This window comes from Aquabacterium sp. (assembly GCF_036279675.1).
GTDB lineage: Bacteria > Pseudomonadota > Gammaproteobacteria > Burkholderiales > Burkholderiaceae_C > Aquabacterium.
In genome coordinates this window covers 1-13,095 of sequence record NZ_DASUIS010000043.1, presented here as the reverse complement: position 1 = coordinate 13,095, position 13,095 = coordinate 1, and the positions used below count along the sequence as shown (strand labels likewise).

At 62.3% G+C, this 13,095-nt stretch carries 11 protein-coding genes; 3 read left to right on the top strand and 8 right to left on the bottom strand.

The genetic code is table 11. The features are described 5' to 3' along the window. The coding region (locus VFW93_RS04860) for an Ig-like domain-containing protein (RefSeq protein WP_329692857.1) at positions 1-2,634 on the top strand (2,634 nt) is incomplete at its 5' end. A 104-nt stretch (positions 2,635-2,738) separates the two neighbouring features. Here VFW93_RS04860 and VFW93_RS04855 read toward each other — a convergent pair. Further along, entirely contained in the window at positions 2,739-4,655 is a 1,917-nt protein-coding gene (locus tag VFW93_RS04855; protein ID WP_329692856.1) for a bifunctional diguanylate cyclase/phosphodiesterase, read from the bottom strand. A 21-nt stretch (positions 4,656-4,676) separates the two neighbouring features. Further along, the gene (locus VFW93_RS04850) at positions 4,677-5,240 is read right to left on the bottom strand and encodes a transglutaminase-like cysteine peptidase (protein ID WP_329692855.1); all 564 of its coding nucleotides are present in this window, start codon (positions 5,238-5,240) and stop codon (positions 4,677-4,679) included. A gap of 370 nt (positions 5,241-5,610) precedes the next feature. Between VFW93_RS04850 and VFW93_RS04845 the strand changes: the two genes are divergently transcribed. Continuing rightward, positions 5,611-7,455 (top strand): TolC family outer membrane protein, encoded by a 1,845-nt coding sequence (locus tag VFW93_RS04845; protein ID WP_329692854.1) that lies wholly within the window; start codon positions 5,611-5,613, stop codon positions 7,453-7,455. 68 nt (positions 7,456-7,523) lie between these two features. Here VFW93_RS04845 and VFW93_RS04840 read toward each other — a convergent pair whose 3' ends face one another. The 6 genes from VFW93_RS04840 to VFW93_RS04815 all read right to left on the bottom strand — a co-directional run bounded on the left by VFW93_RS04840 (position 7,524) and on the right by VFW93_RS04815 (position 12,043). Beyond that, a complete protein-coding gene (locus VFW93_RS04840; protein WP_329692853.1) occupies positions 7,524-8,063 on the bottom strand; it encodes a PEP-CTERM sorting domain-containing protein in 540 nt (179 codons plus the stop codon). Positions 8,064-8,252: 189 nt separating this feature from the next. After that, the gene (locus tag VFW93_RS04835) at positions 8,253-9,077 is read right to left on the bottom strand and encodes a peptidylprolyl isomerase (protein WP_329692852.1); all 825 of its coding nucleotides are present in this window, start codon (positions 9,075-9,077) and stop codon (positions 8,253-8,255) included. Positions 9,078-9,106: 29 nt separating this feature from the next. Next, the gene (locus VFW93_RS04830) at positions 9,107-9,382 is read right to left on the bottom strand and encodes a BolA family protein (protein WP_329692858.1); all 276 of its coding nucleotides are present in this window, start codon (positions 9,380-9,382) and stop codon (positions 9,107-9,109) included. Positions 9,383-9,408: 26 nt separating this feature from the next. Beyond that, on the bottom strand, positions 9,409-10,044 hold the full coding sequence (locus VFW93_RS04825) for a septation protein A (protein WP_329692851.1): 636 nt from the start codon (positions 10,042-10,044) through the stop codon (positions 9,409-9,411). Positions 10,045-10,085: 41 nt separating this feature from the next. Beyond that, the gene (gene msrB, locus VFW93_RS04820) at positions 10,086-10,490 is read right to left on the bottom strand and encodes a peptide-methionine (R)-S-oxide reductase MsrB (protein WP_329692850.1); all 405 of its coding nucleotides are present in this window, start codon (positions 10,488-10,490) and stop codon (positions 10,086-10,088) included. Beyond that, positions 10,487-12,043 carry a protein adenylyltransferase SelO gene (locus VFW93_RS04815; RefSeq protein ID WP_329692849.1) on the bottom strand — a complete coding sequence of 519 codons (1,557 nt, stop codon included), beginning with the start codon at positions 12,041-12,043 and terminating at the stop codon, positions 10,487-10,489. Before VFW93_RS04815 ends, msrB begins: the two co-directional genes overlap by 4 nt. Positions 12,044-12,151: 108 nt before the next feature. Between VFW93_RS04815 and VFW93_RS04810 the strand changes: the two genes are divergently transcribed. Further along, a complete protein-coding gene (locus tag VFW93_RS04810; RefSeq protein ID WP_329692848.1) occupies positions 12,152-12,994 on the top strand; it encodes an undecaprenyl-diphosphate phosphatase in 843 nt (280 codons plus the stop codon). Positions 12,995-13,095 lie beyond the last annotated feature (101 nt).

Sequence of the window (13,095 nt, the reverse complement as noted above, 5' to 3'; positions counted from 1 at the left end):
ATCAACCCCGTCAACGATGGTCCGAAGATCGACGATCCCACGAACCCCAATCTGGATCCGGCGACCGGCCATTACAAGCTCACCACTGACGAAGACAAGCCTGTCTCCGGACAGGTCAAGGCCACCGACCCGGATGGCGATGCGCTGACTTACGCCAAGGGTTCCGACCCCGCACACGGCACCGTCTCCGTCAACGCCAACGGCACCTGGACCTACACCCCGTCCAAGGACTACAACGGTGCAGACTCGTTCACCGTCACCGTCTCGGACGGCCACGGCGGCACGACCACGGCCACCATCGACATCGGCATTGCGCCTGTCAATGACGCCCCCGTCATCGGTACCCAGTCCAGCCCGGCCGTTGTGTCCGAAGAGGGCCTGGCAGGCGCCAACGCCGACAACCAAGGTTCACCCGACACCGTCAACACCAAGGAAGCCACCGGCCAGTTCGCCATCAGCGACGCCGAAGGCGACAAGGTCACCCTCACCCTCTCCGGCCCCAGCGGCCTGACCTCTGGCGGTGCCGCCATCAGCTGGATCGGCAATGGCACGGCCGCCAACCCGTTGATCGGCGTGGTGGGCGGCAAACCCATCCTGACCGCCACCATTGACGATCAGGGCCATTACAAGGTCACCCTGCAAGGCCCTGTCGATCACCCCAACACCAGCACGGAAGACGTCCTGAGCATCGGCCTCAAGGTCAATGCCAACGACGGCTACACCACCAGCAGCGCCACGCTGAACGTGTTGATCGAAGATGACAGCCCCGTGTCCGGCGCCCAGGTCATGCGCGTCGATGCCACCACCGGCACGCAGAACACCAACCTCATGCTGATCATCGACACCTCGGGCAGCATGAAAGACACCCTGGCTGACAAGACTGTCAACGGCATCAAGGCCGCCATCAAGTCCCTGGTGGACCGCTATGACGACCTGGGGGACGTCAAGATCCAGATCGTCACGTTCAACGACGCTGGCCAAGGCCGCCCCGCATGGCTGACCGTGGCCCAGGCCAAGACCTTCATCGATGCCCTGTCCGCTGACGGCGGCACCAACTACGACGCGGCCCTGGCTGCAGCCAAGGCCTCCTTTGGCGTCGCAGGCAAGCTGGCCGATGGCGTCAACGTGTCCTACTTCATCACCGATGGTCAACCCAACACAGGCAAGGCCATCGACACCGGCAGCGACGAAGCCAACTGGGAAAAGTTCCTCAAGGACAACCACATCGACTCTTATGCCGTCGGGACAGGCACGCTGACCGCACAGTACATCGCCAACATCGAGCCCATTGCCTACAACGGCATCTCAGGCACGGAACAGAGCGCCACCACGCTCAAGACCAATGCCGAGCTGACCAAGTACCTGATCGACACGGTGCCCACGCTCAAGTCCGGCAGCCTGGCCAGTCTGGCTGGTGCCGACGGCCTCAAGACCATCGAGTCCTTCTCGTCGAGCAAGCAGGTCAGCTCCGTGCTGGATCCGGCCACCAGGATCCTCACGATCACGCTGCAATCGGGCGCCGAGATCAAGCTCAACACGGTCACGGGCGACTTCACCATGAAGCAAGGCCGCACCGGTGGCGATGAGACCTTCAGCTACACCATCGTGGACAAGGATGGCGACCGCGCCAGCGGCTCCGTCACCCTGACGACCGCCACCACAGCCGCCACCAATCACGCCCCCACCGTGCTGGCAGACAGCGATGGCCACAACATCCTGGGCCTGGTCGACCTGGCCGTGAACCCCTTGCTGGACCTCAGCAAGAACCAGCATGTGGCCGTCAATGATGTGGACAACAACCTGATCCGCGTGGACGTGAGCGTCGGGCAGTTCCTGTCACTGGGCACGCTGCTGGGTGACCACAGCAAGCTCAGCCTCTCGCTGGATCCGGCTCTCACCCACGGCCTGCACATCAGTGGCGCGGACTCCCGCCACCTGGTCATCGAAGCAGAAACGCCCGGCGCCACGATCGACGTCGCTCAGGTCAACCACCTGCTGTCCACGCTGACCTACGACCCCGCGCATGTGCTGGGCCTGTCGGTGGATCTGTTCCCGCAGTTGACCATCAAGGCCACCGATGCAGCCGGTGCCACCGACACCAAAACGATCTCCAGCAGCATCGTCGCGATTGACGTGAACGCCGCGCCGCTGGTCGACCACATCGAGCATGAGGTGGCGGGCCACGGCGAGCATCACAGCAGTTGCGACACGGACGTGTTCGCCTGGAACCTGGCCGATCGCCCGACATCCGGCGAGCACCACGTCGACACCATCCACGACTTCAACTGCGCCGCCCGGAACGCAGGCGGCGACGTGCTGGACCTGCGCGACCTGCTCCATGCCGAGCAAAGCGGCTCGGCATCAGGTTCAGCCAACATCGACAAGCTGTTGAACTTCCTGGATTTCGACACCCAGTCGCAACCCGGCAGCACCATCATCCACGTGAGCGCCAACGGCGGCTTCCACGCCGACGCAACGGGACACAGCGACAGTTCGGGTTGCACCGAGCAACAGCACATCGTGCTGGCCAATGTGGACATCCGTGCCTCGCTGGGGCTCGATCAGCAAGCCAACGACCACCAGATCATCAGCGAACTGGTCAACCGCGGCAAGCTGCTGGTGGACAACTGCTGAGCGCTTGATTCCTCAGGGCTTGGCGTAAAACGAGCCCCCAAACAAAAGCAGCCCTCCACGGGCTGCTTTTTTCATGGCGCGATCAGCGCGTCGGGCCAGAGACCTCAGTTCAAACGCACGGCAGGCCCGGTGACCCCGTCGATGCCGACCTGGCGCAAAGCCAGGATGTCGGCCGATTCACACACGCCTTCGGCATACACCTGCAGCCCCAGGCCATGCAGCATGCTCACCGTGGCCGACACATACGCAGCGCGTGAGGCATCCTGTGCCACGCCTTGCACCACCGATGCGTCCAGCTTGATGTAATCCAGCCCGGCCTCAAACAGGAACTCGATGCGCGCCAGCTTCTCGCCGGCATGCTCCAGACCGATGCGCGCCTTCAAAGGCCGCAACTGCTTGCACAACTCTCGCACTTGTTCGAAGCGTTCCACAGCCGCGCTCTCGGCCACTTCCAGCCACAGGTGCTGCGCAGCCTCCGGTGCCGCAGCCAGATGCGCACGGATACGGGGAATGAAGCCGCTGTCTGCCAGCGAGGCCGGCGACAGGTTCACGCCACGATCCTGACGATCCTCGGCAATCTCTTCCAGGGCGAGCACCACGGCCATCTCGTCAATCTGCGAGATCAGGCCCGAGCGCAAGGCCATGGGCAGCCAGTGCGCGGCCGTTTCAAATTCGCCTTGCGACTCGAGCTGCAAGCGCAATGGGCACTCGTAATGCACCAGCATCAACTGGCGGTCCACCACCGGGTAGCGCATCAACTGCACACGCCGCGCGGCCAGCGCCGACGTCAACCTGTTGCGCCATTCGTCCTCGCCCAATACGGCCATATTGGTGGAGGGCTCTTCGGCCATGTCCACCGCAAAGGCACCACGGCTTTCTGCCTTGGCCAGCGCAGAGTCGGCGGCAGCCAGCACCTGCTGCAAAGGCATGCCACGGCGCCAGTGCACGGCACCCACCACCACCGATGCCGACACGGCTTGCTCGGCAAACGAGCGGCGCACTGCATCGGCGTAGTGCTCTGGGTCAGGCAGGGGCACATTGGAGGCCGTCAGACATACGGCAAAGTCGCCGCCATTGAGCCGGCCCTTGGCCGCGCCGTCCACACCCGACGACACTTCGGCCATCGTTCTGGACAAGCGTTGCAACAAGGCATCCGTCGTACGGTGCCCCAACAGGCGATTGATACCGGCCAGGTCCACCAGGCGGATCAGGTACAACACGCCAGAGCCGGAACCCTCATCGCTGTTGAGCGCCGCATTGAGCTGCGCCATGAAATGCCGACGGTGCGACAAGCCGGTCAGCGGATCGCAGTGCGCCTGCTGCCGCAATTGCTCGACCTGGCTGGACTGCTCCTCAAACAAGGACTTCAGCCGCACCACCACCGCATTCATGGCCTGACTCAGGCGCGCCAGTTCAGGTACGCGCGGCTCCACCACCGTCACGAAGCGCCGTTCCATGAGGGCCTGAGCCTGCGCCACCGTCGCGTCCAGCGGCTCCCGGATGCGACGCACCCCAAAGGCAGCCACCACACAGGACAAGCCCCCCAGGATCAGCAACCAGCCTGCCGTCTTGATGCTGCCCTGCCAGAGCTGCGCATGGGCAAACCCCGCATGGCTGACCACCTCGACGGAGCCGAGCGCCCGCCACCCGTCCGACACTTGCGCCAGGCCCGGCACCGATTCCACCGGCACCAGGTTCACGAACCACACCGGTGCCACATCGCGCAGCACCTTGTTGTCGGCTTCGTGGTTGACCACCACGCGCCCACCCGCATCCTTGAGTGTGATGCGTTGATAGAAACCAGTATCGAACATGGCTGACACCGTCAGATCCATGGAGGGCATGTCGCCTTTTTGCTGAGAGAGATTTAACGCCAGGGATTGCGCGTTATCCGCATTCTTGAGCCGCAACTGGGTTTCCAGATAACCGCGCGCAGACCACATCCAGACGGCAAAGCTGCCGAAGAACGCCATCAACAGCGTCACCAGCAACAACAACCAGATCTGACGAATCAAGGACATACGGTTTCTACCTTTGTGGACTCACCACCAGCCCTCAGCCTTGGCCTTTGTAAACACATCTCTCCAACGTGACAGGCGGGCTGACGGGTCTCCGGCATTGGAGCCACCTACACCTTGCCACAAACCTTCCGCGTTGAAACTGAAAACAGGGGCCAGATCCGGGCGTCTGGAAGCGGGTCGAATCTCGGTAATCAGGTTATCCAGAATCAAAGGTTCCGCATTGGGTTCCGGGTAATACGCCAGCACCATGTGAGCCTGAATACCGGCCCCCACCTGCGCACGGACATACACCATGCGCATCTTCACACTCGGAATGCCGGCTGCAATCAGGGAAAAATACTTGCCAATGGCGTAATCCTCACAGTCTCCCTGACCTTTGCTCAGGGTTTCCAGAGGCGAAGCCCAATAATCCACCACCCCCCACGTTTCTCGATCATCGCGATACAGAATCTGGCGATTGAAAAAGGTATTGATGGTTCTCAGGCGAGTTTCATCGTCCTGATTGGCGACCTCGGCGATTTCCTGCAGCAGCGCCTGCGCCCTGGCCATGGTGGTGGGCCCCATCCGCTGCGCGGCTGTCAGCACGCGAGGCGACTCGAAGGCCTGTGTCAGGATCCCGCAGCACAGCAAGGCCAGCCACAGCGCCCGCGCGACAAGCCTCGCACAGACAGGCCAGCAGGCACGCCATGACGAGCTTAACGGAGGGGTTTTCGGACGCGAGCGGACCACAGTGTCAGATCGGCCGAAACGGACCAAACTTGACCGCTTATCCCCCCTTTGTCGCCTGCAGAGCCACTCACTTGCACGGACCTCGACCTTGGTATGTGAAACGGCCCTTCATTTAATGCCAAAATGCGCCGATTAACACCAAATGTGTCCAGTTGATACCAGCGCGTTCAAGCGCCATTCGACGGGGCTCTTACAAATCCTCCCGAGGTGCAAGGTGACAAAACCGATGATGATGAAATCCCGTCTGACCATCCTGGCTCTGGCCTGCATGACCGTGGCCACCGTCCACGCCCAGAACGCACCAGCCGGATCGCTGGCCGCTGCCGCTCAGAAGGCCATTTCCAACAACCCGGAAGTCACCGCCCGCCTCAACGCCCTGCGCGCTGCTGGCAATGAGGCCGATGTAGCCCGTGGCGGCTACTACCCTCGCGTGGATCTGACCGCTGACGTCGGCCGTGACAGCAACCGCATCACCACCAACAATCCTGAATCGACCAGCTTCAGCCGCAATGGTCTGGCCCTGAGCGCCAACCAGCTGCTGTGGGACGGCCAGGCCACCCGCAAGGAAGTGGAACGCCTGGGCCATGCCCGCGTCACCCGTTATTTCGAATTCCTGGCAGCGACCGAAGACACCGCCCTGGAGGCCGCGCGCGCCTACATCGACGTGCAGCGCTACCGCAAGCTGGTGTCCCTGGCTGAAGACAACTACGTTCAACACAAGTACGCCTTTGACCAACTGGCCTCCAAGGTCAAGGCTGGTGTGGGCCGTGGTGTGGACAGTGAACAGGCCAACGCCCGTCTGGCCCTGGCTGACTCCAACCTGACCACCGAGGTGGCCAACCTGCACGACGTCAGCGCCCGCTATCTGCGCATCGTGGGCGAGGCCCCGGCCGGCAAGCAACCCAACCCGAGCGGTCTGGACCGCGGCATCCCCGCTGGCAACAGCGACACCGTGAACCAGGCGCTCTCGCGCCACGCCAGCATCAGCGCCGCGGTTGAAAACCTGCGCGCCGTGCAAGCGCAGGCCACCAGCAAGGAAAGCGCTTACCAGCCCAAGGTGGAAGCCCGTGCCCGCGCGGGTGTGGGCAAGAACTTCGACGGCGTCCAGAACCAGAAGCGCGACTCCTCCGTGCAACTGGTGCTCAACTGGAACCTGTACAACGGTGGCTCCGACCAGGCTCGCGTGCGCCAGTACACCGACCTGATCAACCAGGCCGCCGACCAGCGTGACAAGGCCTGCCGCGATGTGCGCCAGACTGTCGCCATTGCCCACAACGACATCAAGAAGCTCAAGGACCAGCTGGCCGCACTGGACCGCAACGTGCTGGCCATCGAAAAGGCCCGTGACGCCTATCGCCAGCAGTTCGACATCGGTCAACGCAGCCTGCTGGACCTGCTGAACGCTGAAAACGAGCTCTACACCGCCAAGCGTTCGTACGCCAACGCCGAGTACGACCTGCAACTGGCCTACGCCCGCACGCAAGCCGCTCGCAACACCCTGACCTCGACCCTGGGCCTGACCAGCAACGACGACGGCAACCAGAGCCTGGTGCGTGACTGGCAGGCCGCCGACGACGCCGCACAGCGCTGCCCCGTGAGCACCGTGGATGCCTCGTCCGCCAGCCGAGAAGAGCTGGATGCCCGTGCACGCAAACTGGCTGGCCCGGCCGTGGCAGCCCCAGTTGTGACACCAGCACCAGTTGCAGCCAAGGCTGAGCCTGTCGTGGCCGATGAAGCCGCTGCAGAAACCGTGGCCCAACGCCTGCGCGACTGGGCTGCCGCCTGGATGTCCAAGGACGTGGACCGCTACTTCAGCTACTACGCCAAGGACTTCGCCCCGGCCAAGTCGACCTCGGCCAAGTGGATCAGCGAACGCCGCCGCCTGGTGACCAAGCCCGGCCCGATCGAAGTCTCGGTGGGCGACATCAAGGCCGTGCCCAAGGGCGACTCGGTCGTGACCAGCTTCCAGCAGAACTACAGCTCGGCCAACTTCAAGGACAAGACCAACAAGGTGCTGACCTGGAAGATGATCGACGGACAATGGGTCATCGTCAAGGAAAGCAACCGCTGATCCGAAGACCAGTTCGGCGAGTCAGTCCGACCTGCCCACCGCATGAGGCGCCCCCAGGGGCGCCTTTTTCATGTGCGTTCAGGGCCGCGAGCGTGGCGCGCCTTGACCAGCAGCAGCATCCCCCCCATGGCAAACAGGACCATGCTGGCTGGTTCTGGCACATCGCGCACCACCACTTCGGCAGAGTCGTTGATGCCCAATGCAAAGGGCAAACCACCCACGCCACCGTTGGGGTTCTGGCCAACGAACACCTCGGGAAACAACGCAAATACCCAATGTCCGCCTACCGTGTCTTCCGGATCGTCGAACTCGAGGTCGGTCAGCAGGAAGACAGGCACGACCTGCATCCCCTTGGCAGGGATCAGATAGGGCGTCGCTGGCCCCAGAACAGAGTGGTAGAAACCGTCGGTGGGGTCGCCAAACAGATAATCGATGAAGGGTGCGTACCCGCCGATGGTCAGCGGTTTGTCCAGCATGTTGGTGATCGTGAAGGTCAGGACGCCAGCACCGGGCTCCTGCAACTCGAAAGTCTCCACGTCAGGCATGACCGTGTACGCCGGATCGGCCGCCATGCCCACCCCCTGGACCGCCAGGAGGGCGCCGGCCATGGCCAACTTGCACCCCAACCGTCTGAACCGCGTCATGTTCCGCCTCCGTTGTCGTGCGGACTCGCGTGAGTCCGTCGCCATTACGGCAGCCAATCCGCCAGGAGGCAATCCCTAGGCCACAAAAACAAAAAGCCCCAGGGTGCGCCCCTGAGGCTTCTTTCCCTATCTTCAGAGACGGTCAGGCCGCGATCACTCGTCAGTAAACTTGTAGTCGGTCTTGGCTGCCTTCTTCAGTTCCTTGCGGTAGTTGGCCAGCTTCTGCTGCATCATGTTCTGCGCCAGTTGGCCCTTCACTTCTTCGAAGGCAGGGAACTGCGCAGCGCGGGTGTCTTCCAGCTTGATGATGTGATAGCCGAACTGCGACTTCACGGGTGTATCCGTGGTCTGACCCTTTTCCAGCTTGGTCAGCGCCTGAGAGAACTCAGGCACGTAGTTGCCGGGGTTGGCCCAATCCAGGTCGCCACCGTTTTCGGCAGAACCGGGATCCTTGGAGTTCTTCTTGGCCAGATCTTCGAACTTGGCGCCGCCCTTGAGCTGAGCGATCAGGGCCTTGGCTTCATCTTCCTTCTCGACCAGGATGTGGCGAGCGCGGTATTCCTTGTCGCCCTTGGAGGCCTTGTACTTGTCGTACTCGGCGCGCACCTCAGCGTCAGTCGGCTTGTTCTTCTTTTCGAACTCCATGAACAAGGAGCGGAACAGGATGGCCTGACGAGCGAACTCCATCTGGGTCTGGTATTCCTTGCCGCGTTGCAGACCGAGGCGCTCGGCTTCCTGCACCATGATTTCGCGCAGCACGATCTCGTCCTTCACGCGCTGCTCGAGCTCGGGGGTCTTGGCCTGGGGAGGCTGACCGGGCTGTTGCTGCTTGAGGATCTGTTCCAGCATGGCATCGACGCGCGCGCGGGGCACGGGCTTGCCATTGACGGTGGTGATGTTTTGCGCGAACGCCAGCGGAGCAGCCAGCGAGATCGAAACGGCCAGCATGGCAGCCTTGGCGATACGAGAAGTCTTCATGATGAGCAGTAAAAGCTTTCTAAGGATGTTCAGACGGGCTCGGCTTTGATCGCAAGAGCGTGAACGCCCTGAGGAATCAAATCGCGCAGGGCATCATACACAAGCCGGTGACGCTGAACGTGTGTCAATCCGTTGAAGCAACGCGCCTTGATCTGCACCGAAAAGTGCGTACCAGAGCCCGAGCCATTGGATCCGGCATGGCCCGCGTGCTGGCTGCTGTCGTCCGACACGGCGCAGGTTTCGGGCTGCAAAGCCTCGCGCAGTGCGGCTTCCAGTTGACCGGCAGTAAGGGAAGCGTCACTCATCATGGACCTCTTTGATGACAGTTGGTTCAATCGGCTTTGCTGTTTTCTTCCGGGAGCATGTGGCGACTCAGATACAGGCCTTGCGCCAGGGTAAATACCAAGGTCAGACCCAGGCTCCCCCACATCTTGAAGCTCACCCAGGTGTCCAGCGGAAAATTGAAGGCCACCCACAGATTCAGCACACCCATGCTGGCAAAGAACAGCACCCAGGCCCAGCCCAGTGTGCGCCACACCGAATCGGGTGCATCAACCTGGCCGCCCATCATCTGAGCCAGCATCTTGCGGCCCAGCACGATTTCAGTGACCAGGAAACCAAGGGCCATCATCCAGTAAATGACGGTGGGCTTCCATTTGATGAAGGTCTCATCATGGAACCACAGCGTCAGGCCGCCCAGCACCACCACGATGACCAGGCCTGCCCACAGCATCTTGTCCACGGGCTTGCGCATGGCCTTGAGCACCACCACCTGCAGCAGCGTGGCCACGATGACCACCACGGTGGCCAGCAGCACGGGCGCCTCGGTCACGCCCACCGCACCGCCTGACACGGCAAAGCCCAGATGCTGTGTCATCCAGTGCGCGACCAGGTCCTTGTGCCCTTCCGCCCACTTGAAGCTGGCAAAGAACAGGATGATGGGCAGCAGGTCGAAAAAAATCTTCATGAGTTGGACGACCCGACCAGCGAGCCGCAAGTTACCGCGATCTACTTGTCGCGCGGCACGAAGTCTAGCGCGGCGGAGTTGATGCAGTAACGCTCACCCGTGGGTTGAGGGCCATCGTCGAACACATGCCCCAGGTGCGCGCCGCAGTTCTGGCAACGCACTTCCACCCGGATCATGCCGTGCGTGTGGTCGGCCACGCGCTCGATGATGCCGTCCTCGGCGGGCTGCCAGTAGCTTGGCCAGCCACAGCCCGCGTCGAACTTGGTGTCGGACTCGAAAAGTCTGGCGCCACAGCAGATGCACTTGTAGGCGCCATCTTCAAAGTGATCCCAGAAGCGGCCCGTGAAGGCGCGCTCGGTCGCCGCCTGACGCGTGACCTGGTAATCCATGGGGTCGAGCTGGGCGCGCCATTCGGCGTCGGTCTTCTTGACGTTGTAGTCGGTCATGATGAGCAGGAGACTTCAATGGCCTGAGCCCATTCGGGCGGGAACCCTGCATCGGCTTCGGCACCGGGCTGTTCGTCGAACGGCGTTTGCAGAAGTTGATACAGGCGCTGCACCTCACTGTAGTCGCCCTTCTGCGCGCGCTGAATGGCCACTTGCGCCATGTGGTTGCGCAGCACGTAGACCGGGTTGACACGGCGCATGCGCGCAGCACGATCAGCGTCCACACTGCCTTCGGCTTTCAAGCGCTCGGTGTACTGCAAGGCCCAGGCATCAAAGACGGCACGGTCCAGGAAGAGATCGCGCACAGGCGCATTGGCGGGATGATCCGGCGGCACATCGCTGCGGAAATCGCACAGGCGTCTGAAGGTGATCGTGAAGTCGGCCTTGCCGGAGGCCATGGCCTGCAGCAGCGCCACGGCCAGCTTGCCGTCGTCATCCTGCTCGGTCTGCAAACCCAGCTTGGCACGCCAGCGCGCCCGCATGGCTTGCGGGAAGCGTTGCTCATACGTCTGCAGCACGTCGATCACGATCTGGCTGTCGTCCTTGGCTTCAGGGATCAAGGGCAGCAGGGCCTGCGCCAGCGCACGCAGGTTCCAGTAGCCGATCTGCGGCTGGTTGTTCCACGAGTAGCGCCCATGGTCATCGGAGTGATTGCAGATGTGGTTCGGGTCGAACGCATCCAGAAACCCGAATGGCCCGTAATCGATCGTCAGGCCCAGGATGGACATGTTGTCCGTGTTCATCACGCCATGGCAGAAGCCGACCGACTGCCAGTGCGCCATCAGCTCGGCCGTGCGCGCCACCACCGCATCCAGCAAGGCCAGGGCGCGGTTGGGTGCGTCTTGAAGTTCCGGGTAATGGTGGCCGACCACGAAATCGACCAGGGCCTTCAAGGCCTCGTGATGCCCATCCTCACCACTGTGCGCGAAGTGTTCGAAATGACCGAAGCGGATGAAGCTCGGCGCCACGCGTGACACCACTGCGGCCGTCTCGATCGTTTCGCGACGTACCGGCTGAGGCGAGGCAACCAGGCTCAAGGCCCGCGTGGTCGGGATGCCCAGGCCATGCATGGCCTCGCTGCACAGAAACTCGCGAATCGACGAGCGCAGCACGGCTCGGCCGTCGGCGCGCCGCGAATAGGGCGTGGCGCCAGCCCCCTTGAGTTGCACCTCATGCGGGCCGATCGGGCTGTCGACTTCACCGAGCAACAAAGCGCGGCCATCACCGAGTTGCCCGGCCCACACGCCGAACTGGTGCCCGCTGTACACCGACGCAAAAGGTGCCATGCCCGGCCAGACGGCATTGCCACTGAACACGTTCAATGCCTGCGGATCCTGATGCCACCCTGGTGGCCAATCCAGCTCGCGCGCCAGCCCCTCGTTGAGCAAGACCCATCGCGGCATGGGCAGGGCATCACCTTGCCAGGCCGTCCCCAGTGCCACGCCCAGCTCACGCTGCAGCTGCTCGCTCAAACCGGCATAGCGATTGCACCAGCGCTCGGCTTGCGGAGACCAGGAAAAATTCTGTAAAGGGATGTGAGGCACAGCAGACATGTGGCGCAGTTTAGACAAGCCCCCCTGTCCCTGGGGCCAGGTCGGCTAATACCCATCTGCATGCTGTCCTAAGATGCGGCACCCATTGACTCTTGCAGGATGCCGGCCGTGGATATTGTGCTGTTCATGAAATCAGCCCTCATGGGTATCGTGGAAGGGCTCACGGAGTTCCTGCCTATTTCCAGCACGGGGCACCTGATCCTGGCCGACTCCCTGCTGGAGTTTTCCCGCGCCACGGGGTCGGACAAGGCCAAGGTCTTCGAAATCGCCATCCAGACGGGCGCCATCTTCGCCGTGATCCTGGTGTACATGCAGCGCATCAAGGAGACCATCTCTGGCATGTTCTCTGATCCGACAGCGCAGCGCTTCACCATCAACGTGCTCATCGGCTTCCTGCCTGCCGTGGTCATGGGGCTGGCTGTGGGCAAGGTCGTGAAAGCTCATCTTTTCACCCCCACGGTGGTGGCCACGACTTTCATCCTGGGCGGAGTGATCATCCTGATCGCAGAGCGCTTTGCCGCCCAGCGCCCACAACAGCGCGTCGAAACAATCGACGACATGACGCCGATGGATGCGATCAAGGTGGGGCTGATCCAGTGCCTGGCACTGATCCCCGGCACCAGCCGCTCCGGCGCCACCATCATCGGCGGCATGCTGATGGGTCTGTCTCGCAAGGCCGCCACCGACTACAGCTTCTTCCTGGGCATCCCGACACTGGTCGGTGCGGGCGCCTACAGCCTGTACAAGGAACGTGCCCTGCTGTCGGTCGATGACTTGCCCCTGTTCAGCGTGGGGCTGGTATTCGCTTTCGTGTCAGCCTGGATCTGCGTGCGCTGGCTGATCCGCTATGTGTCCAGCCACAACTTTGTTCCCTTTGCCTGGTACCGCATTGCATTCGGCATCTTCATCCTCGTGTCGGCCAATATGGGCTGGGTAATCTGGGCGGACTGAGGAAGGCACGTGATGTGAGCACAAAGGCGCAAAATAGCGGGATGCGCCTGAGACAACAAGCCCTGCAGGTCCTGCTGATCTGCGACCCTCATACCAAGGCC